Origin of the sequence: Pseudomonas sp. dw_612 (genome assembly GCF_018449725.1) — a bacterium.
Lineage (GTDB): Bacteria > Pseudomonadota > Gammaproteobacteria > Pseudomonadales > Pseudomonadaceae > Aquipseudomonas.
The window spans coordinates 1-19333 of record NZ_JAAVVC010000042.1; the positions used below are offsets into that span (position 1 = coordinate 1).

General features: G+C 61.2%; 17 protein-coding genes and 2 pseudogenes. 4 read left to right on the forward strand and 15 right to left on the reverse strand.

The features are described from left to right. Window positions 1–11: 11 nt before the first annotated feature. Both osmE and HB680_RS32020 read right to left on the reverse strand, forming a co-directional pair. Complete coding sequence (osmE, locus tag HB680_RS32015; protein WP_213942253.1) at window positions 12–380, reverse strand: osmotically-inducible lipoprotein OsmE; 369 nt, start codon at window positions 378–380, stop codon at window positions 12–14. 13 nt (window positions 381–393) lie between these two features. Further along, a complete protein-coding gene (locus HB680_RS32020; protein WP_213942254.1) occupies window positions 394–633 on the reverse strand; it encodes a hypothetical protein in 240 nt (79 codons plus the stop codon). A 162-nt stretch (window positions 634–795) separates the two neighbouring features. On the opposite strand from HB680_RS32020, the gene HB680_RS32025 reads away from it, so the two are divergent. After that, entirely contained in the window at window positions 796–1131 is a 336-nt protein-coding gene (locus tag HB680_RS32025) for a hypothetical protein (RefSeq protein ID WP_213942255.1), read from the forward strand. A 64-nt stretch (window positions 1132–1195) separates the two neighbouring features. On the opposite strand, the gene HB680_RS32030 is transcribed toward HB680_RS32025, so the two are convergent. Further along, window positions 1196–1750, reverse strand: coding sequence for an Rrf2 family transcriptional regulator (locus HB680_RS32030; RefSeq protein WP_213942256.1), 555 nt, complete (start codon window positions 1748–1750; stop codon window positions 1196–1198). A 286-nt stretch (window positions 1751–2036) separates the two neighbouring features. Here HB680_RS32030 and HB680_RS32035 point away from each other — a divergent pair, with 286 nt between their 5' ends. After that, the gene (locus tag HB680_RS32035) at window positions 2037–3239 is read left to right on the forward strand and encodes an NAD(P)/FAD-dependent oxidoreductase (RefSeq protein ID WP_213942257.1); all 1203 of its coding nucleotides are present in this window, start codon (window positions 2037–2039) and stop codon (window positions 3237–3239) included. Window positions 3240–3437: 198 nt separating this feature from the next. On the opposite strand, the pseudogene HB680_RS32040 reads toward HB680_RS32035, so the two are convergent. Together HB680_RS32040 and HB680_RS32045 are read right to left on the reverse strand one after the other, a co-directional pair. Next, window positions 3438–5893 (reverse strand): annotated as a pseudogene (locus HB680_RS32040) (TonB-dependent receptor). Window positions 5894–5929: 36 nt separating this feature from the next. After that, window positions 5930–6427 (reverse strand): RidA family protein, encoded by a 498-nt coding sequence (locus tag HB680_RS32045; protein WP_213942258.1) that lies wholly within the window; start codon window positions 6425–6427, stop codon window positions 5930–5932. Window positions 6428–6470: 43 nt separating this feature from the next. Between HB680_RS32045 and HB680_RS33000 the strand changes: the two are divergent. Next, a pseudogene (locus HB680_RS33000) lies at window positions 6471–6548 on the forward strand (DUF4381 domain-containing protein); the annotation flags it as partial. Between the two features lie 13 nt (window positions 6549–6561). Here the strand turns inward: HB680_RS33000 and HB680_RS32050 are convergent. Together HB680_RS32050 and HB680_RS32055 are read right to left on the reverse strand one after the other, a co-directional pair. Further along, window positions 6562–8136 carry an FAD-dependent oxidoreductase gene (locus tag HB680_RS32050; protein ID WP_213942259.1) on the reverse strand — a complete coding sequence of 525 codons (1575 nt, stop codon included), beginning with the start codon at window positions 8134–8136 and terminating at the stop codon, window positions 6562–6564. A gap of 150 nt (window positions 8137–8286) precedes the next feature. Continuing rightward, entirely contained in the window at window positions 8287–10419 is a 2133-nt protein-coding gene (locus HB680_RS32055; protein WP_213942260.1) for a TonB-dependent receptor, read from the reverse strand. Between the two features lie 284 nt (window positions 10420–10703). Here HB680_RS32055 and HB680_RS32060 point away from each other — a divergent pair, with 284 nt between their 5' ends. Continuing rightward, complete coding sequence (locus HB680_RS32060) at window positions 10704–10862, forward strand: hypothetical protein (RefSeq protein ID WP_213942261.1); 159 nt, start codon at window positions 10704–10706, stop codon at window positions 10860–10862. Here the strand turns inward: HB680_RS32060 and HB680_RS32065 are convergent. From HB680_RS32065 to HB680_RS32100, 8 genes are read right to left on the reverse strand one after another with little or no spacing between them, the layout of a single operon-like run. After that, window positions 10859–11818, reverse strand: coding sequence for a D-isomer specific 2-hydroxyacid dehydrogenase family protein (locus HB680_RS32065; protein ID WP_213942262.1), 960 nt, complete (start codon window positions 11816–11818; stop codon window positions 10859–10861). The genes HB680_RS32060 and HB680_RS32065 overlap by 4 nt on opposite strands. Further along, complete coding sequence (locus HB680_RS32070; protein ID WP_213942263.1) at window positions 11815–13002, reverse strand: acyl-CoA dehydrogenase family protein; 1188 nt, start codon at window positions 13000–13002, stop codon at window positions 11815–11817. The genes HB680_RS32065 and HB680_RS32070 overlap by 4 nt, the downstream gene beginning before the upstream one ends. Before the next feature lie 36 nt (window positions 13003–13038). After that, entirely contained in the window at window positions 13039–14049 is a 1011-nt protein-coding gene (locus tag HB680_RS32075; RefSeq protein ID WP_213942264.1) for an ABC transporter substrate-binding protein, read from the reverse strand. Between the two features lie 13 nt (window positions 14050–14062). Continuing rightward, window positions 14063–14746, reverse strand: a complete 684-nt coding sequence (locus HB680_RS32080; RefSeq protein WP_213942265.1) for a peroxiredoxin-like family protein — start codon at window positions 14744–14746, stop codon at window positions 14063–14065. Then, window positions 14743–16089: an LLM class flavin-dependent oxidoreductase gene (locus HB680_RS32085; protein WP_213942266.1), complete on the reverse strand. Its 1347-nt coding sequence runs from the start codon at window positions 16087–16089 to the stop codon at window positions 14743–14745. Before HB680_RS32085 ends, HB680_RS32080 begins: the two co-directional genes overlap by 4 nt. 15 nt (window positions 16090–16104) lie before the next feature. Next, window positions 16105–17082, reverse strand: a complete 978-nt coding sequence (locus tag HB680_RS32090; RefSeq protein WP_213942267.1) for an ABC transporter substrate-binding protein — start codon at window positions 17080–17082, stop codon at window positions 16105–16107. A gap of 12 nt (window positions 17083–17094) precedes the next feature. After that, entirely contained in the window at window positions 17095–17472 is a 378-nt protein-coding gene (locus HB680_RS32095) for a ferredoxin family protein (RefSeq protein WP_213942268.1), read from the reverse strand. Next, the gene (locus HB680_RS32100) at window positions 17469–19079 is read right to left on the reverse strand and encodes an FAD-binding protein (RefSeq protein ID WP_213942269.1); all 1611 of its coding nucleotides are present in this window, start codon (window positions 19077–19079) and stop codon (window positions 17469–17471) included. The genes HB680_RS32095 and HB680_RS32100 overlap by 4 nt, the downstream gene beginning before the upstream one ends. Window positions 19080–19333 lie beyond the last annotated feature (254 nt).

The following is a 19333-nucleotide window of genomic DNA, read 5'->3' on the forward strand; positions in this document are numbered from 1 at the left end:
TTGGCCGCAGGTTAGTAGCCGCCGCCCATCCCACCCATTCCGCTCGTGCTGCGGGACGGCTCTCGGGCTTTTTGCTGGGTGTTACTCCATTCTGCGCAACTCATGAAACTGGTGTGATCAACCTTGCCCGCGCCATTGAAACTGACGTTGTAGGGCTGTTTATGGCCGGCCTGAGCCAGTTTGTAGTCAAAACAGCTACCGGGCTCCACCGTACGATCTGTAACAGCCAGCGGCTTGCCGCCGATCTGCTCGACCTGATCCTTGCTCATGCCGCGTTCGACTTTGGCGACCAACGGCTGGTTTCGATAGACGTGTGAATCGGTGCTGCAACCACTCGACGCCGCCAGCACGGCGAGCATCGCGAACAGCGTTTTGTTCATGGCAGTGGTCCGGTCAGGGAGCTTTCGTTCGACTGATGTGCCGCGCCTTCACTTCCTCGGCGTAGCCCGCCAATCGCGCCTCGTCCCCCTGGAATACCTCGCACAGCCGCAGGGCTGCCTGGGCATCCACCTCGTTGCCGGCCTGGCGAAACTGTTCTGCCAGGCGCAAAAGTTCAACCGCCGACCAGCGCAGATCCGACGCCACGCTTTGCAGGTCGCGCCGAAGTTCATGCTCGGATTCGTTGAGCCACATGATGACCTCCTGAATATCCCCGCTACGAAAGATTAGTCCCGTTTACCGTGCGGAGCGTTCTGTTTGCAAGGGCGTGCGTCAGTCTGTCGTTTTCGCTGATCGCTTGCTGGATGTCTGTACGGGTACGCGCTACATTCGCGGTTTTCGGGATGAGGAAGTGTCATGCGCATGTTGATAGCGGGGGTAGCGGTGGCTATGTTGGCGGGCTGTTCATTGCCCGCGTCTCTGGTGCCCGGCGAGCCCAATGTCAGCAAATACAGCAGCAAGCCGCCGAAAGACTACGTCGCGTGCGTGCTGCCGTTGTGGCAGCAGCAGGTTCCTAAAACGACGCAAACGGGCATTTCCAATGGCTATCGACTCACCGCACCGAGCATCATCACGGCTGACGAGATTCTGGATATCGTGAAATCGAAGGACGGCAGCCGGGTTTCGCTGTATCAGGGGCCGCCGTGGGCGAAATCGGCGGCGATGAGGCAGGCGGTGCGGGACTGCCTGTAAGGCGGGGCATCGAATGTAAAAAAGCCGAAGCCGGGTCATTCCGGCTTCGGCTTTTTTGTGTTTGTTAGTCGCTGATGTCGGTCAGCGTAATGTTCTGCTCGCTGCCGGTACCTTTCTTTTCCCGCCGATCCACCAGCCATTCATCGACTTGACCGCCGAACTCCGGTGGAGCCTTGCGCCCGACCTTCCGGCCCAGGTCAAGAATGGTGGTCTGGGCGAGGGCGTCCTCCATGCGTTTCTGCGCGGTCATCATCGCCCCATGCACCGCGCAAACCCCGTCCAGCGCCCAGGCCGGCGCCGAGCCTTCGAACAACGCGCAACGGCCGCGAATCTCGCGGCAATCGAAGATCAGCTTTTGGCCGTCGATGGCGTTGACGATATCCAGCAGGGTGATTTCATCGGCAAACCTGGCCAGTTTGAAACCACCGCGCACGCCTTCAGTGGCCACCACCAGTTTGGCCTTGGCCAGTTTGGTGAAGATCTTGGCCAGATAGTCCAGTGGCACGCCTTGCAGTTCCGCGAGGTCGCGCACGCTCGCTTCGCGGGAGTCGCCGCCGTTGCCCACCAGGAACAGCAGGCAATGAATACCGTATTCAACACCTGCGCTGTAAAGAGACATAGTGATCTCCGACTAAATGTGTCGCAAATGTTAGCAGCGAGGCAGGTGAGTGGCAACGCGCTTCATCGGCCTCTGCTGCTTGAGTGCGGGTACTTTTAAAGTGTGCAGGGCCGGTGATGGCCGGTTTAGAAGGGTTAAAAGAACAGATTCGATAAACCGATTGGAATGATCAGTAATGTTGACTTGTTTGGATTAAAGGCGACCAATAGAGTCGTAGTTGTTCGGTCGGCAGCGAGTCACTGACCCTAAACAGATTCATCACCTGGTTTTCCACTCGGAGCTAAAAATGAAACAACAGATTCTGGTCATTGGTGCAGGTTTCGGTGGCATGTGGACGGCGTTGAGCGCCACGCGTCTGTTCGATATTCATGGCCACGACGCCGTCGAAGTGACCGTCCTGGCCCCACAGGCCGAGCTGCGGGTGCGTCCGCGCTTCTATGAACCGAATGCTCATCAACTGGCCGCGCCGATTGGCGAGCTGTTCGATGCGGTGGGCGTGAAGTTCATCAAGGGCGCCGCCGAAACCATCGACGTCGAGCAAAAACAAGTGAGCTATATCGATGCTGCCGGCGCCAAACAGGTGTGCAGCTACGACAAACTCGTTCTGGCCACGGGTAGCCGTCTGGCGTCGTCCAATACCCCGGGCGTGATCGAACATGCCTTCGATGTCGATCAGATCGAACAAGCCGTGCGCCTGGAAAACCACCTGAAATCCCTGGCCAAGCTGCCAGAAAGCAACGCTCGCAACACAGTCGTGGTGGCTGGCGGCGGCTTCACCGGGATTGAAACGGCGACTGAAATGCCCTCACGCCTGCGAGCAATCCTGGGCGATCGCGCCGACATCAACGTGATCATCGTTGATCGCGGTGAAAAGGTCGGTGCGTCCATGGGCGCAGAAATCAGCCAGTCCATCGCCGAAGCCAGTACGGAGCTGGGGGTGAAGTGGCAGCTGAAATCGACGGTCGTATCGGTCGACGAAAACGGTGTGACCCTGGCCGATGGTCAGCGCATCGATGCCAACACCGTGATCTGGACCACCGGCGTGCGGGCCAGCTCGTTGACTGAACAGATCCCCGGCGAGCGGGATAACCTCGGCCGCCTGCACGTGGATGCGCACCTGAAAGTCATAGGCCAGGACGATATCTTCGCCACCGGCGACGTGGCGTACGCAGCCTCCGACGACATCGGCAACCACGCGCTGATGACCTGCCAACACGCCATCGTGCTCGGTCGTCACGCCGGCAACAACGTGGCCGCGCAGATTCTCGGTGTGGACCCGACCCCGTACAGCCAGCCCAAGTACGTGACGTGCCTGGACCTGGGCGCGTGGGGCGCGGTGTACACCGAGGGTTGGGATCGCCAGGTGAAATTGGTCAAGCAAGAAGGTAAAGAGTTGAAGACCCAGATCAACACCGTGTGGATTTACCCGCCGGCGGCCAATCGTGAAACGGCATGGGCCGCTGCAGATCCGCTGATCCCCATCGCTTGAAGCTCGGAAGTCCGCATAAATAGTGTTGGTATATAAGGGGTTACAGGTTTAATTAACCGAACAGTGCGCAGAAATATATTGTTTCAAAGTGTTTTGGTAGGTTATTATCGCCCCGCGTTCACCACCACGGTTTATGCATTTTTAAGTCCCAGGCGTCCATCAGCTGCCTGGGATTTTTTTTTGCCCGCGATTTGTCCCTCAAAACGCATATTGCAAGCGGGTGTAGTAGTAACCACCCGTGAAGCCGAACGGCGAATAGCTGCCCCAGTTGTCTCCGAACGACGAGTTGGATACGCCGATGTGGTCGGGGTATTTGTCGAACAGGTTCTGCGCACCCACGGCCACGGTCAGCTGTTTGCTCAGCGCATAGGCGACGTCGAGGTCGGTAATCCACTTGGCTGAATACTCACGGTCCAGGCTCGGATCGCTGGAGCTGTTGACCTCGGTGTAGGTGCCGTAGCGAGTTAGCCGAAGATTGACGTCGAAGTCGCGGATGCCCCAATCGGCGGCGAAAATCATCTTGCTGCTCGGCGAGGTCTTGGTGATCAACGCCCGGGACTGACGCCCCATCAATTGAAAATTGCCCAGCGCCGTCAGTTGTTCCGGCGTGTCGTTCACTCTGAGGATCTGCGTGTGGTTGTAGTTCAGCGCCGCGGTCCATTTCACGGTGCCGTAGCGATTGAGGTTCTGCCGATAGTTACCCACCACATCGACCCCGGACGTGCGGGTGTTGGCGCCGTTGGTGAAGTACTGCGCGCCCGCCGTGGCTGGCACGCCGATGCTGTCGAGCAGGGCAGCGACGCCGGGACCCTGGAAGCGTTCGCTGAGCACCAGCCGATCACGCAGGTTGATCACGTAACCGTCGACGGTCAGGCTCAGGTCTTCGCTCGGGGTCAGGGCGAAACCGAGGCTGAAATTGGTCGAGCGTTCGGGCTTCAACGCTTCGGCACCCAGGGCCTGGGCGCCCGTCGAATCCACCGGCAGGATCACGTAGTTATAAGACTGGTAGACGCCATTGATGGTGTCGAACCCGGTCGAGCGCGCGGTGAAAATCTGATTGGCCAGGGACGGCGCGCGAAAGCCGTTGCTGACGCTGCCGCGTACCGAGAACACCGGGTTGAATTCGTAGCGGGTGCTGAGTTTGCCGCTGCGGGTGCCGCCGACGCCTTCGTTGTAATGCTCATAACGCCCGGCGACGCCGACGTACCACTGTTCAACCGGATAAAAGCCAAGGTCGATGTAGCTGGCGACGCTGTTGCGGCTGACTTTCTGCGCATCCTCCGGGGTGATGCCGTTGGTGACCTGCGCCCCCGGATCTGGACGTTGTCCGGCCCGTGGATGACCGACCGGGAACACATAGCCGCCATCGATATAGGAAGCTTCGGAACCGGCGCGGGTTTCGTAGCTTTCGCGCCGATGCTCGAAACCGAAGGCCACGTCCATGGGTTTGGCGAGGCCGATGTCGTAGCTGTTTTTCAGGTCGAGGTTGCTGGTCAGTTGATCAGCGATGTAAATGCCGGAGGTGAACTTGTTCGGGGTGTTTTCGCCGAGGGATGGGTTCTGGTTGTCGTAGGTCCGTTGCTTGGCGTAGTTGCGTCCGTAGGTGCTGCTCAGGTCCCAGGCCCAGCCGCGCCGAACGCGGACTGGAAATCGGTTTCATTGACCAGCCAATACGGGCTGTAGCCGTCGGGATAACCGTTAGGGCCGGTGGTGATGGTGTTGCGGCCGCTGGGCAGGCGGAAGTTCTGGCCGTCGTTGTTCTCGCGGGTGGCCACGGTGGAGAACGAATACAGGGTCAGCGCATCGTTCAGCGGCAGGTCGAGGTTGTAGCCGGCATCGGCCAACTGACTGCGCGGCAAGCCGTAGCCTTTGTAGGTGTGGTGGCTGGCGTCGGCCTCGCGCGGGTCGGGCGAACCGTCGGCCTGCGGGTAGTAATGGGCGCTGTAGCCGTTGCTGCCGGCCTTGTTGTCGCGCTCTTGATAACGGGTGTCGAGGGACACATTGAGCACCCCGGCTTCACCGACCTGGAAACCATAATTCAGCGCTTCCTGCCCGGTGCCGCGCTTGCCGTCGTAGCCTTGGCCGAGGGTGGTGTCGGAGCTGCCGCCGGTGGTCTGTTTGAGGATGATGTTGATCACCCCGGAAATCGCATCCGAACCGTATTGCGCCGCCGCACCGTCGCGCAGCACCTCGATATGGTCGATGGACGCTACCGGGATCAAGTCCAGATCGCTCGGCGCCGCGCCGCTGTTGATCCCGTTGATGTTCAGCGTGGCGCTGGTGTGCCGGCGCTTGCCGTTGACCAGCACCAGCACATGGGACGCGGTCAGCCCGCGCAGGGTCGCTGAGCGCACTACGCCGCTGGCGTCCCAACCGGCGCGGTCCGGCAGGTTGAACGAGGGAATGAATTTGCTCAAGGCTTCGAGCAGGCTCGGTTTGCCGACGGAGCGCAGCTGTTCGCCGGTCACAACGTCGATCGGTGTCGGGCTGGTGGTGACGGTGCGTTGCTCGGCGCCACGGTTGCCGGTGACCACCACGGTGTCGAGGGTTGGCGCGCCGGTTTCAGCGGCTTCGAGGCTGAATGAGGTCAGGCTGCAAGCAAAGGACAGCGGTAATAACAAGGGACGGTAAGCGGGAACTGGGCAGTTGCGCATAAGGGTGAAGCTCCTGAATATCGGGTGTTGTCCGTGTCATTTCTTGCGCGCGGCGACGGCTTCGATTTCCACCAAGCCACCGGGCAGCGGCAGCGCTACGACTTGAATCGCGGTGCGCGCCGGTTTGTTCGGTTGCGCGGCGCTGCCGAAGAACGGCGTGTAGCCTTCCTGCAACCCGACGAAATCGAGCTTGCCGCCCTTGGCCGGATCACCCACCAGGAACACCCGCAGTTGCACCACATCGCCGAGGTCCAGGCCTTGGCTTTGCAGCACGCCTTTGAGCTTGTTGAGGATTGAGGTGGTTTGGGTTGCGGTATCGCCGTAGGCCGCGAAGGAATCTTTTGGCGCTTTTGGATCATGCAAATCAGCAAGCAATCCGCTGACAAACAGCAGTTCGGTCTGCGCCGGCACCGACACTGCCAGGGAAATCGGGAAATTGGAGTTGGGCAGGGCGATGCGTTTGATCTCGTCGGCGTGGCTGGTGAGGGCGGTGGCGGTCATGAGCAATCCTGTGAGCAAGGTAATGGCTTTCATCGTTCAGTCCTTTAATTGAAGAGATGAACCTGTGGGTGCGAGCCTGCTCGCGAAAGCGGTGTGTCAGGCGACATCGGTGTTGAATGTGCCGCCGCCTTCGCGAGCAAGCCCGCTCCCACAGGGTTTAACTGGCATCAGGCGGCAACGCCCGATTGAGTGCGTTCGGCGTGCCGGCCAATCAGCCCGACGATGCGTCGCGCCGAGTCGGCGGCGCTGTTTTGCCAGATGCCGACACCGCCGTGGGCGAGGGCGTCGCTGGCCAGGTACGTGCGGCCCTGGGGCTGGTTGAGAATCTGGTAGGCGCTCTCGCCGACCTCGTCGTTGACGATCCACGGGCCTTTGCTGAACTGCACCTTGCCCCAGTTGATCGCCACCGGTTTTTGCAGTTGGGCGCTGTGGCCGGGGTGCAGCAATTCGACGGCTTGCCGGGACGAGGCAAACTGTTCGGCGAGGGATTTTTTGCTGAAGGCCTGGGCCGATTCGCTGGTGTTGTACGCCGCGACCAGAATGCCCTGGGCGCTGTTCAGCCGATCGCTCGGATACCACAGACCTTTGACTTCGTGATCCAGATAAGAGAGACCGCCATAGATGTTGAAGTCGGTTTCCCAGAAGCGCGGCGACTGCCAGGCGACTTTGTTCGCCTGATCGCTTTGCGCGCTGAGGATCGCTTGCTTGAACGGCGGGCTGAAATTGCTCGGCAGTTTCGCCAGCAACGGCAGCGGCACGGTGACCACGGCGTAATCGGCGCTCAGGGTCTGGGTTTTGCCGGTCTTGCGATCCCGATAAGTGATGCGGCTGCCGCTTTCGGAAGTCTGGATATCGCTGACCTCGGCGTTGAAGCGCAGCGCATCCTTGAGCTTGTCGTAGAACGCGTAGGGGATTCGGTCCATGCCGCCGACCGGTTGGAACATGGTCGAGGAAAACTCCGGGATTTCATCGAACACCAGCGCGCCCCACAGCTTGGGATTGAGCAGGGTTTGCAGCTCCAGTGGTGCCCGGGTCACGCCGGTCTGATCGCCGGCACCCGGCACGCGGGTGTAGCCCGAGCGCACCGAGCCCTTGTATTGGAAGTCGGCATTCAAGTCGCCATAGACCTTGAGGAAATTCAGCAACGCCTTGCGGTCATCGACGCTCAAGTCCTGGTCCAGGGCTTTGCGGCTGACGGTGCGAGCCAGCAATTCCGAGAGTTGCCCGCGAGTGTCGTTGACGGCCTGACGCAACTGGAACGCCGGCTTGCTCGGGTCCGGCAGGGCCAGCGCATTGCGGCTGCTGTTGACCAGCACTTGCAGCTCGACACCCAACTCGCGGCAGTAGCCGAGGATGGTCTGATGGTGACTGGGAATCCGCGCCGGGCCAGCGTTGAAAAACTGCCCGTCATCGAAGTCGACGGTCTGGCTGATGCCATCGTCGAAATCGACTTTAGTGCCGCGCCGCAGGGTCCAGTTGCGTCCGCCGACTCGTTCCCGGGCTTCGAGAATCGTCACGTTGAAACCGGCCTTGCGCAGCTCATAGGCACTGACCAGCCCGGAGATGCCGGCACCGACGATCACCACGTTTTTGCCTTTGCCACTGCTGCCCAGTTGCAACGGTTTGAACGTCGCCGCCACGGCTTGAGGCGTGAGCCCCAGCGCGCCGAGGGCGCGGACGGCGGCGCCATAGCCACCGACAGCGGCGATGCGGGTAATCAGTTCTCTGCGGGTAAAAGCCATTGTGTTGCTCCTTGGCATTAAGCGATGTCGAATCCGGCGTAGGAGCTGCCGAAGGCTGCGATCTTTAAAGGCAAGATCAAAAGATCGCAGCCTTCGGCAGCTCCTACAGGGGATTGCGACCATCAAGAGTTATGTTGATGTTTTCGGAAGTCAGAGGTCGTAACGCACCGACAACAACACCGTTCGCGGGTCGTTGATCGAGTAGTAGCGAGCACCACTGGACGGCACGTAGCCGACCGATTGCGGATAGGCGCGGTCGAGCAGGTTTTTCACTGCCAGGGTGGTGGTCCAGTGACCGTCGCTGGAGAGGTAGCGGGTGTTGGCGTTCCAGAAGGTCTGCTTGGGGATTTCCTGCACGTCGTCGTTCAACGCGTTGGCGTAGGACTTGGTCTGGAACTGCGCATCGGTGCCCGCCAGCCAGGTGCCGGGCAGGCCGGCCGGGATTGTGTAGTTGAGGCCGACGCTGGCGTTCCAGCGTGGCGAGAACACCAATTGTTTGCCGTTGGCATCGACCCCGGCGCCGCTGGCGTTTTCGAAGTCGTCGTACTGGCTTTGCAGGTAACCGACGTTGGCGGTCAGTTGCAGGTCGCGGGTCAGGGCGGTCAGGGTTTCCAGTTCGACGCCGTAGGTGTGGGCCTGGCCGACGTTGGTCCGCAGGCTCACGCCCAGCGCCGGGTCGTAGGCGTTGGTTTGCAGGTCTTTGTAGTCGTTGTAAAACACCGCGACGTTGGCCCGCAGACGCTGGTCGAAGAAGTCTCCCTTGAAGCCGGTTTCGTAGGTGGTCACGTCTTCCGGCGAGAACGCCTGCTCGGCGGCAGCCTGGGTCGGCGCGCGGTTGTCGTAGCCGCCAGCCTTGAAGCCTTTGGCGACGTAGGCGTACTGATTCAAGTGCGGAGTCCAGGCGTATTCGAAGCCGATTTTCGGGCTGGTGGACTGCCAGGATTTGCTCGAATCCGCCGTGAAGTTGGTCCCGGTGATCTGCCGGTTGGTGTTGATCGCGTAGTTGGTGTAATCGAAATTCTTGTGCTCGCGGGTAAAGCGCAGCCCGGCGATCAGCGACAGTTGCGGGGTGATCTTGTAGCTGCCTTGGCCATACAACGCGTAGCTTTCGGTGTTGGTCGTGCTGTATTGGCCCTGGCCGATCACCCGGTTACGCGCGACGGAATAAGTCAGGTTGTCGCGGTCGGCTTCGAACTTTTCGCGGTACAGGTACAGGCCGGTGCTGAAACTGAATCGGTCGTAGTCGCCGTTGAGCTGGAACTCCTGGGTGGCGTAGTCCTGCTTGTAGGTGATCAGGTTGTTCTGAATCAGCGCCGCTTGACCGGAGTTGTCATAATCCACGGGTTGGTTGAACGCCGAATAGGCGCTCACCGATTTGAAACTCAAGTTGTCGTTGATCGTATAGATCGCGCGCAACACCGAACTGCCTTGGTCGAGGCGATTCTTCGGGTCGAGGCTGCTGTAGCTCTTGAATTTGTCGAAGTGGCCGTTGGCATCAAACGGCGTGTAGCTGGTGGTGTCGCCACGGTCGAAGGTGCCGGCCAGGGTCAGTTGCACATCCCACGGCGAATCGATGGGGTTGAAGCGCAACTTGCCGCGATAGGACTGGATGTCGACGTTGTTCACATCCTTGCCCCGGGTCGGGTCGGAGACGGTGCCGTCGCGGGTCAGGCGAATCGCGGAAAAGCTGCCGAACAACGCGTTGTCCACCAGCGGGCCGCTGATCAGGAAACGGCCGTTCTGCGCGTTGTAATTGCCCGCGCCTAGTTCGAAAAACCCACGGGTTTCCTGGGTCGGATCGCGGGTGATCACGCGGATTGCGCCGGCGCTGCTGTTGCGTCCATAGAGCGTGCCCTGGGGACCGCGCAGCACTTCGACGCGCTCGACGTCGTTGAAGTCGAGCATCGAGGAAATCGCCCGTGGGATGTACAGGTCATCGGCGTACACCGCGACGGCGGATTCCTGGATCGGGTCGGTTTCGCCGATGCCACGGATGCCATAGGTCTGGGCGCTGTAGGAGATCGACTGGCGGCTCAAGGTCAGGTTCGGCACTTGCCCGGAGAGGTCGCGGATGCTTTTGATCTGCTTGTCGTCCAGGGTTTTCTCGTCGAACGCCGAGATCGCCAGCGGGGTTTTCTGCAGGTCTTCGCTGTGGTGTTCAGCGGTGACCGTGACAACGGGGAGGGCACCATCCTTGGTGTTTTCATCGGCGTGGGCCGACAAGCCGAACAGGGCCAGCGAGACGGCCAGCGTCAGACGGTTTGCAGTGAAGGTGTTGTGCATGGTGAGCCCCAAGTGTGTCGTTGGCGTTGTGCTGTTTTTTTTGGGCAAAGCGTTGCCGGAGCCGTGGTTTGAAAGCCATGGCGACGGGGGCTTTAGCCGTTTTCAGGTTTTGGGTGTGGCGGTTGACCGTGGGGTGGTGTCGGCCGGAAAACGAGCAGTTCCGTGGGCCTCCACCTGGTCAGGGGTCGGTGATGGTTGTAACAATATTTGTATAATACGGTGCTGTAAAAGTCCGATTAGTTATAAGTTAATTATAAAAAATTGGCATTAAGTAGAATGATTAAATGCGTAAAGCTGATGTTTATGTGGGGGAAGCCCAAACGACTGTAGGAGCTGCCGAAGGCTGCGATCTTTTGATCTTGATCTTCAAAGTTTCTGAAAAAATCAAAGTCAAAAGATCGCAGCCTTCGGCAGCTCCTACAGGAGATCTCGGTGGCGCTTAATACCCGCGCGTTACGTTCGCCAGATTCTCCGGCGCCAACCCATTCAGGAACCGCTCAAGATTGGCCAGGAAACTGTCCGCAATCTCATGCCGACTGTTGCTGGAAATCGCTGAGGTATGCGGCGACAGACGAACCCTCGGGTGGGAGTAAAGCGGATGTCCATCGGGCAACGGTTCCGGCTCGGTCACATCCAGCGAAGCGAGGCCAATCGCACCGCTGTCCAGCGCTTCAAGCAACGCCCCGTGGTCGAGCAAGCCACCACGGGCGATGTTGATCAGGTGCAGGCCTGGCTTGGCGGTGGCCAGCACCGCGCTGTTGACGATATGCCGGGTCGCACCGGTCAACGGCGCGGCCAGTACCAGATGATCGGCGCGGGCAAACAAGTCATGGATGTCCCGCGCGGCCTCGACGCCTTCCACTTCGAACGGCGTCTCACTTTGCCGCAACGCCACCACGTTAATCCCCAACGCGTGGGCCATGGTCGCCAGGCTGCGCCCAATCGCGCCGAACCCGAGAATCCCCAGGGTGGTGCCCTTGACAGGCGTCAGCGCGGTGAAATTCCATGTCGAGTCATGCACCCAAATGTCCGGCAAGTGCTTGGCGGCGGCGAAGATCGCGGCCAGGGCGAACTCGGCGATGTTCTCGGCGGCGCTGCCCCGGGACGTGCTTACCGGCGGGCCGTCGAACAGCCATTTGGGGTAGAAGTCGATACCGGACGACACCACCTGAATCCACTTCAAACCGTAGGGCCAACCCGGAGGCGGTGTGTCCGGCGCCAGGTAACCGCGCACATTGATCGGCCGCGCCAGCAGAATGCTGACCTCGGCCGGCAAGTCGCTGGGCACGCCGGCCGGCACGTCCAATACTTCGCCGCCTGGGTGCGTGAGTGCGAGGCGCTGGCGGATCACCTCATTGAAATCGGCGTCCAGTTGGCTGGCGATCACGAGCTGGCTCATTGGCTGTCCTTTTGCTGGCGCTGGGCGAAAACGGCTTTGCCGACGCCTTGCAGCACGGCGTCGTTTTGCGGGGTGTGAACGCGACTGCACAGCACATCGCGGTAATGCCGTTGCAGCGGATTGCTCCGTGACAAGCCGGGATTACCGGACGCCTCGATGGCCAACTCGACGGCGCGGATGGCGTTGCCGGTCACCAGGTATTTCAGTTGCGCGGCGTTGCTCGCGGGTGTGCGGCCTTCGGCGGCGGCATCCAGCAGGCTGCGGTTGGCGAACAACAGCGTGTCGATGTGGCCGACGGTTTCCTGAAAGCGCGGCAGGGTCGACAGTGCGGCGCCGAGGTTGGACGGCTTGCGTTGTTCCAGCCAACTGACAAACCAGTCGCGAGCCGCTTGGGCGACGCCGTCATAAACCGACGACAGCAAGACCGACATCCACAGGAAGCCGTCGCCATCGAGTTCCGGTTGCGGCGCACTCCACGGGCTGACGCTGACCGCGTGATCCAGCGGCACCAGCACGTTGTCGAACACCACTTCATGGCTGCACGTGGCGCGCATGCCGAGGTGATCCCAATCCTCGATGATGCGGATGCCCGGCGTGTCCTTGTGCACCAGCCAGGCTCCGACCAGCGGGTCTTCATCGGTGCTGCGCGCCCAGACGCTGAGCCATGTCAGGCCATGGCTGCCGGTGGAGTAGATCTTCCGTCCGCTGATGCGCCAACCGGCGGAGGTGCGTCGCGCGACGGTCGCCGGCAAGCCTCCGCGCGCCGGGGTGCCGAGGTCGGGCTCGACCCGCAGGGCATTGATCAGCGCGCCTTGCTCGACAGCGTCGCGGGCCACTTGTAAACGCAGCGCTTCGGGCCAGTTTTTACTGTCTTGCAGGCGCGCGTGCTGGATGTACTGCATCACCAGGATCAACGCCGTTGACGGCTCACCTTTGGCGATTGCACTGATCGCTTTGCGCGCCTGGGCCAGACTCGCGCCACCGCCGCCGAGGGCTTTGGGCACAGTCAGCGCGACCAGGCCGTGCTCGTGCAGACGTTTGAAATTGTCATGGGGAAAGGCACCGCTCTCGTCGTAGACGTGGGCCGTGGCGCTGAGTTGGGCGCCGAGGGTTTCCAGCAGCGCTTCGAAATTCGCCGCTTCGATGGAACGCAGTGGTGGCGCGTGTTGAGAAGAAAGACTCATGGTGAATTCACTCGATCAAATAGGCAGAAAACCGGTTCACAGCGGCAACAACTTGAACTGCCGATCCCACAACGGCCCGACATCCAGCCGCTCACTCAACACCCCGGCATCAAAGAACAAATCCGCGACTTCCTGCTGCGAAGCAATCGCCTGGTCGTCCACTTGGAGGACTTTCCATGGCTGGCTGCGGCTGTTGTACATGTCGAGGAACACCGCTTTGTCCACGCCCAACAACTGCGCGGATTTGGTGGCCCACGGCTCGGGGTTGTTGTTGATCCAGTCCAAAGTGCGCGCGGTGCGCTCCAAGTAGTCCTGAATCGCCTGCTTGCGCAGCGGATCCTCTAGAGCAGCGGGGCGGGCGGCCATCAGGTAGTTGCCGGACAGGTAACCCAGCGCAGTCTTCAACACCCGGGCGCCGCTGCGGAATTTCGCCAGTTGAATAAACACCCCATAAATCACCCACGCGTCGAGCTGGCCGCTCTGGAACGCACTGAACCCGTCCTGCGGCGTCAGCGCCACTGCGGTGATGTCCTTCATGGTCAGGCCCTGCTCCTTCAGGGCCTTGATCAGAAAATAGTGCGACGTGGTAGAGCGCACATACCCGACCCGTTTGCCGCGCAATTGCCCGACAGATTCGAGTGTCGAGTCCTTGGGAATCAGGAACACCTGGTTGTTCACGTCACCCTGGATCACCGCGATCAGCTTCGGCTGACGATGGCTCTGGATCGAGAAGATCGGCGGTATCTCACTCATGGAACCGATGTCCAGGCTGCCCGAGGCCAGCGCTTCGACGATCAGGTTGCCGCCGGCAAATTCCGCGTAGTCGACCTTGTACGGGCGGTTGGCGGTGCCGGCATCTTCGGTGAAATACGACTCCTGGCCACGGTAGGTGGCGACGCCCAGTGTCAGGTCCGAGAGCTGGGTGTTTTGCGCGAATGCACGCGGGCTCAAGCCGAGCGAGGACAACCCCAGCGCGCCGACGGCCATCGAACTGGCCGCCAGGAAGCCGCGACGATTGAACTGCCCCTGTGAGATGTTTTTCGTCATGGTCAGGCTCTGGTCAGATAGCGAGTTGCAAGGCGGTTTGCCCCAGCAGTTGTTCAACGGCGCGCAGCACCGGGTCGGCTTCGGTGCGCACCAGCCAGTCCGGGCTGACCTCGGCGAAGGCCACGCTGCCGTCCCGGGCGATCACCACCACGGTCGGTTGCGGCAATTCCCAAGTGCCGGTGCCGGTGGTTTCGCCGATGCCTTTGCCCTTGGCCAGCGCGGCGTTGCGCGAGGCTTCATCGAAGCTGTAGAGAATGCCCAGGCGCCGGCCGAGTTGATTGTCCGGGTCGCTGGCCACTTGCAGGTCCAGGTTGTGGCGGGTCTTGATCTCGATCAGACGCTCCGGCACTTGCGGGCTGACCGCTACCAGCGGCACCCCCGACGCATGCAGTTGCGGATAGAGCCGGCGCTGGTAATAGGGCAGGGCGATGTTGCACGCCGGGCAGCCGGCGAAGCGGAAGAAAATCAGCACTGCCGGGCCGTTGGCGAGCAATGTGTCGCGGCTCAGGCTGCCGCCTTCGACCTTCAATAAGGTGAAGGGCTCCAGCGTGTCGCCGACCTTGACGAAGTCCTCGACCCTGGCTTCATCCACCAGGCGTTGACGCTGATTGATATTGACTTGCAGGGCCGCCGGTTCCCAGGTCGCCACGCGTTCGGCATGCAGGTTCGCGAGCAATTGATTGAGGGATTCGCTCATGCCACGGCCTCGCTTTTTTCGTGAGCCTGAGGGGTGGAATGACGGTTGGCGGGCACGTCGAGCCCAAGGTTGTCGCGCAGGGTCGCGCCGCTGTACTCGTCACGAAACAGACCGCGCTGTTGCAGCACCGGCACCACGAGTTTGGTGAAATATTGCAGGCCATCGGGCAGCAAGGAATTGATGATGAAACCGTCGGCGGCGCCTTCTTCGAACCAGGTTTGCAGGGCGTCGGCTACTTGCTCGGGGGTGCCGACGAAATCCCGTCGTGGCCGGGAGAAGCGCAGGGCAACTTCACGCAGGGTCAGGCCTTCGTCCTTGGCCAATTGTTTGATCCGGTCGGACCCGCCTTTCTGGCTGTTGGAGCCCAGATCCCCCAATTCGGGGAACGGCGCATCCAGTGGGTATTGGCTGAAATCATGGTCATTGAACGGCCGGCCGAGGGCGACAATCGCATCCTCGATGCCCACCAGTTCCACCGCTTGCTGATAACGGCTTTCGACTTCCGCTTCATCGCGGCCGACGATCGGGCGGATGCCCGGCAGGATCGACAGTTTCTGTGCATCACGGCCGAAGCCGCTGGCGCGTTGTTTCAGGTCTTTATAGTAGGCGCGGGCTTCGTCGAAAGACTCGGGGCTGACGAAAATCGCGTCGGAGTTTTCCGCTGCGAAATTGCGTCCGGCCTCGGAGGTGCCGGCCTGGAAAATCACCGGTTGACCTTGCTGTGAGCGCGCGATGTTGAGCGGCCCTTTCACCGAGAAAAATTCACCCTTGTGCTCCAGCGCATGCAATTTGCCGGGGGTGAAAAACTCGCCGCTTTGCTTGTTGTAGGCGAAGGCGTCGTCTTCCCAGGAATCCCACAAACCCTTGACCACATTCACGTGTTCCTTGGCGATGCGGTAACGCACGGCATGGGGTGGGTGCTCGGATTTGCCGAAGTTGTCGGCGGTGCCGCTGAGCCAGGACGTCACCACGTTCCAGCCGGCGCGACCGCCGCTGATGTGGTCCAGCGAAGCGAACTGGCGCGCGACCTGGAACGGTTCGGTGTAGCTGACAGTGACGGTCGCCACCAGGCCGATGTGTTTCGTGGTTGCCGCCAACGCCGAGAGGATGGTCAGCGGCTCGAAGCGATTAAGGTAGTGCGGGCTGGATTTTTCGTGGATGTGCAGGCTGTCGGCGATAAACACGAAATCGAACTTCGCCCCTTCGGCCAGTTGCGCCTGTTGCTTGTAGAAATCGAAGCTGACGCTGGCGTTGGGTTGGGCCTGCGGATGGCGCCATTCGCCCCAGCCGTGGCCGACGCCATGGACCATCGCGCCGAGTTTCAATTGACGTTGTGTGCTCATGGTTCTACTCCTGAATTAGCGCGATGCCTGGGTGGTTGGGGCACGCTGGGCGTTAAAGCTCTTGTCGAAGCCTTGGGAGACATCGATGTGTTTAGTGAGGATTCCTTCTTCCTGATAAATGTCCGCGGTGGTTTGCAGGCCGCTGATCACCGTGTCGTCGATGGCGACCGGCTGCATGTGCGTGCCCTTGGCCACGGCGACATGCACGGCCAGCGGCAGACCGGTGACCTTGGCCTGGGCGGCGGCGTATTCCTCGGGATGGTTGTTGGTCCAGCGGTAGGCGCGATCCACCCGGGCGACAAAATCGTCCAGTTGCTGGCGTTTGCCGGCAATCGCCTGACTGGTGGCGGCGAGGTACAAATGGTTGGTCAGCAGGGCGTCGCCGCTGGCCAAAACCTTGGCCTGACTTTGCGTGGTGGCAATCGTGGTGTACGGGTCCCAGGTCGACCACGCGTCGGCACTGCCGTTATCCAGCAGGATCCGCGACTCGCTCGGCAGCAGGTAGATGAACTGCACGTCGTGGGTGCTCAGGCCGACGCTGCGCAAGGCCTTGATTGCCAGGAAGTGGCCGATGGAACCACGGGTGGTGACGATGCGCTTGCCCTTGAGGTCGCTGGCGTTGTTCAGCGGCGAATCCTTGAGCGCAAGGATGGCGGTGGTATAGCGGCCCTCGGCGTGGATGATGCTGACCACTTTCAGCGGCGCACCGGCGCCGAGGGCGAACACATAAGGCGCATCGCCGAGGGCGCCGATGTCCACCGCGCCGGCATTCAACGCCTCGCCTAACGGTGCGGCGGCGGGAAACTCGGAGAACTGGATTTCGTAGGGCACATCCTTCAGTTCGCCGGAGACTTCCAGCAGCACCTTGATCGAGGACTTTTGATTGGCCACCAGCAGCGGTTGCAGGTCGGCGGCGTGGGCGACAGCGCCCAGCCCCAGCGAGAGGACGGCACTCAGGAGCAGGCGTTTGAAGGGCAGTCGTTGTGTTGACATGTTGGCGTCCTTTTAGCGTGATTGGGTGGGGAGGGCGGCGGTATCGGCTGCACCGCGAGCCAAGGCAAAAATGCCGTCCATGCGCCAGTGTTGATTGGTGTATTTGGGGTCGGTGGCCCACTCGTCCCAGCCCGAGTCACGGCGGTACTGGCCGAGCAAACCGGCGCTGCGGACCGCTTCCGGGTCGGGTTGGCGTGCCTGCTCGCAGTCGGGATCGACGTACAACGCATCGCTCGCGCAATACAGTTCGCACATGAAGCAGGTCTGGCAGGCTTGCTGGTCGATGATCTGTGGCCTGGCCTGTGGGTCCAGCCCCAAGGCGTTGGTGGGGCAGACCGCGACGCATTGGCCGCAGCCGCTGCACAGGTCCTGATAAATCAACTCGATCATTGGGCGTGACCTTGTGGCTGTGGGGTGACGGCGGCGAGCACCGGGTCGTGGCGAGTCCAGGGCTGATCGACGCCAGCGATGCGTAGGTGCGCGTCGAATAACGGATGCTGTTCGGGGGTGTCGCTGCGTTGGTGCATGCCACGGCTTTCCTTGCGTTGTTCAGCCGCGCGATAGCACCAGCGTGCGGTCGCGGCCATGGCGGCGATTTCCCGCGCTTTCAGCGGGTTGTGTTGATCGGCCGGCAACCCGTCGCGCACTTCATCCCAGACGTTTTCCAGCGCCTGCAACGAGCGGTCGATCTGCTGGCCGGAACGGAACAGGTTTTTGTCCAGCGGGTGGGTTTCGGCTTGAATGCGCTGGATCAAATCATTGGGGCGCGTCTTGGTGAGCGTCTTCCGAGATTGCAAACCCGCGCCGCTGAAACCCTGCAGCGAAGCGCTGCGCTCGGGCTTTTGCCGGGCCAGTCGTGCGGCGCCGCGCCCGGCCCATTGCCCGGAGGACAAGGCCCACGCGGAGTTCTGGGCACCGCCGCCGGAGGTGGCACCGGCGATCAGTTCGCGACTGGCGGCATCCCCGGCGGCGAACACCTCGGCCACCGTGGTCTGGCACGCGTCATCAATGACCCGCAGGCCGCCGACGCCACGGATGGTGCCTTCGGCGTGCAGCGTGACGGCGAATTTGTCGCGATAGGGGTCAATGCCGCGACGGTCGAACGGCAACATCACGTTCGGTTGAATGCTCGGCAACTGCGCGCGGATCTGCGCCGGTACCCGATTCAACCGGCAGTACACCGGACCATTGAGCAGCGCGCGGGCGAGGGCGTTGGTGAAGTCCGGTCCCTGGATATTCAGTGGTCGGTCGGCGGCGTCGAAATACTCGCCGAAGCTGTAAATCATCGAGCGGGTCATGCTGCTGCCCGCGGCGGCGATGCAGTAATAGCTGGAGAATTCCATGCCGGACAATTCGGCACCGGCTTCGGCCGCCATCAGGTAACCGTCGCCGGTATTGGTGTGGCAACCCAGCAACCGCGAGAGGAAAGCACAACCGCCGCTGGCCACCACCACCGCGCCCGCGCGGATCTGCCAGTCACCGCCGGCTTGTCGACGCCAGCCCCGGGCACCGGCGACTTCGCCCTGATCGTTGCGCAGCAATTCCAGGGCCGGGCTGTGATCGAGAATAGTCACGCCGCTGTCCTGCACCAGACGCCGCATGCCGCGCAGGTATTCCGGACCGCGCAGCCCGCGATATTGGGTCACGCCTTGTTCGTTTTGCGGGAAATCGTAATAGCCGGCGAGGGTCGGCAGGCTGGTCCAGGTGGTGTCGATGATGCGCGCCATCCAGCGTGCATCCGCCAGTCCGTGGGCACTGGCCAGGCGTTTGTCGATGGCCGCTTCCCGCGCACCGGGGACTGGCGGCACCCACCAATGACCGGGGCCGGCGCTCGCGGTGACACCGCTGGTGCCGCAATAGCCTTTATCGACCAGAATCACCCGCGCGCCTTCACGGGCGGCAGCGACTGCCGCCCACGTACCGGCCAGGCCACCGCCGATCACCACTACATCGGTGACCAGGTCGAGCGTCGGGTGGGAGCGGGTGTTTGACGTCATGAAAGGCGGGCTCCAGGCTAGGTGTTGCTGCTATGGTCACCTCCGCCTGGAGAAAGGGGTTGGTCTGTGTTTGACGTTATCTCTATAAAAAGCAGTTGGGAAAGTCTTTCTGGTTATATGCTAATTATTAAGTAAGCTGATTATCATGATAACTAATATTAAATAAATGCATTTAGAGTGATCGAAGACAGCAACGCCAACGCATAACTCCCTGTGGGAGCGGGCTTGCCCGCGAAGACGGCGTGTCAGCCACC

What these genes read in the sequence shown, in the direction of transcription:
- HB680_RS32030 (WP_213942256.1), bottom strand. Translation starts at nt 1,750, where the DNA reads ATGTCTCTTTACAGCGCAGGTGTTGAATACGGTATTCATTGCCTGCTG.
- HB680_RS32050 (WP_213942259.1), bottom strand. Translation starts at nt 8,136, where the DNA reads ATGGCTTTTACCCGCAGAGAACTGATTACCCGCATCGCCGCTGTCGGT.
- HB680_RS32035 (WP_213942257.1), top strand. Translation starts at nt 2,037, where the DNA reads ATGAAACAACAGATTCTGGTCATTGGTGCAGGTTTCGGTGGCATGTGG.
- HB680_RS32085 (WP_213942266.1), bottom strand. Translation starts at nt 16,089, where the DNA reads ATGAGCACACAACGTCAATTGAAACTCGGCGCGATGGTCCATGGCGTC.
- HB680_RS32060 (WP_213942261.1), top strand. Translation starts at nt 10,704, where the DNA reads ATGCGTAAAGCTGATGTTTATGTGGGGGAAGCCCAAACGACTGTAGGA.
- osmE (WP_213942253.1), bottom strand. Translation starts at nt 380, where the DNA reads ATGAACAAAACGCTGTTCGCGATGCTCGCCGTGCTGGCGGCGTCGAGT.
- HB680_RS32025 (WP_213942255.1), top strand. Translation starts at nt 796, where the DNA reads ATGCGCATGTTGATAGCGGGGGTAGCGGTGGCTATGTTGGCGGGCTGT.
- HB680_RS32090 (WP_213942267.1), bottom strand. Translation starts at nt 17,082, where the DNA reads ATGTCAACACAACGACTGCCCTTCAAACGCCTGCTCCTGAGTGCCGTC.
- HB680_RS32045 (WP_213942258.1), bottom strand. Translation starts at nt 6,427, where the DNA reads ATGAAAGCCATTACCTTGCTCACAGGATTGCTCATGACCGCCACCGCC.
- HB680_RS32100 (WP_213942269.1), bottom strand. Translation starts at nt 19,079, where the DNA reads ATGACGTCAAACACCCGCTCCCACCCGACGCTCGACCTGGTCACCGAT.
- HB680_RS32020 (WP_213942254.1), bottom strand. Translation starts at nt 633, where the DNA reads ATGTGGCTCAACGAATCCGAGCATGAACTTCGGCGCGACCTGCAAAGC.
- HB680_RS32080 (WP_213942265.1), bottom strand. Translation starts at nt 14,746, where the DNA reads ATGAGCGAATCCCTCAATCAATTGCTCGCGAACCTGCATGCCGAACGC.
- HB680_RS32095 (WP_213942268.1), bottom strand. Translation starts at nt 17,472, where the DNA reads ATGATCGAGTTGATTTATCAGGACCTGTGCAGCGGCTGCGGCCAATGC.
- HB680_RS32065 (WP_213942262.1), bottom strand. Translation starts at nt 11,818, where the DNA reads ATGAGCCAGCTCGTGATCGCCAGCCAACTGGACGCCGATTTCAATGAG.
- HB680_RS32075 (WP_213942264.1), bottom strand. Translation starts at nt 14,049, where the DNA reads ATGACGAAAAACATCTCACAGGGGCAGTTCAATCGTCGCGGCTTCCTG.
- HB680_RS32070 (WP_213942263.1), bottom strand. Translation starts at nt 13,002, where the DNA reads ATGAGTCTTTCTTCTCAACACGCGCCACCACTGCGTTCCATCGAAGCG.
- HB680_RS32055 (WP_213942260.1), bottom strand. Translation starts at nt 10,419, where the DNA reads ATGCACAACACCTTCACTGCAAACCGTCTGACGCTGGCCGTCTCGCTG.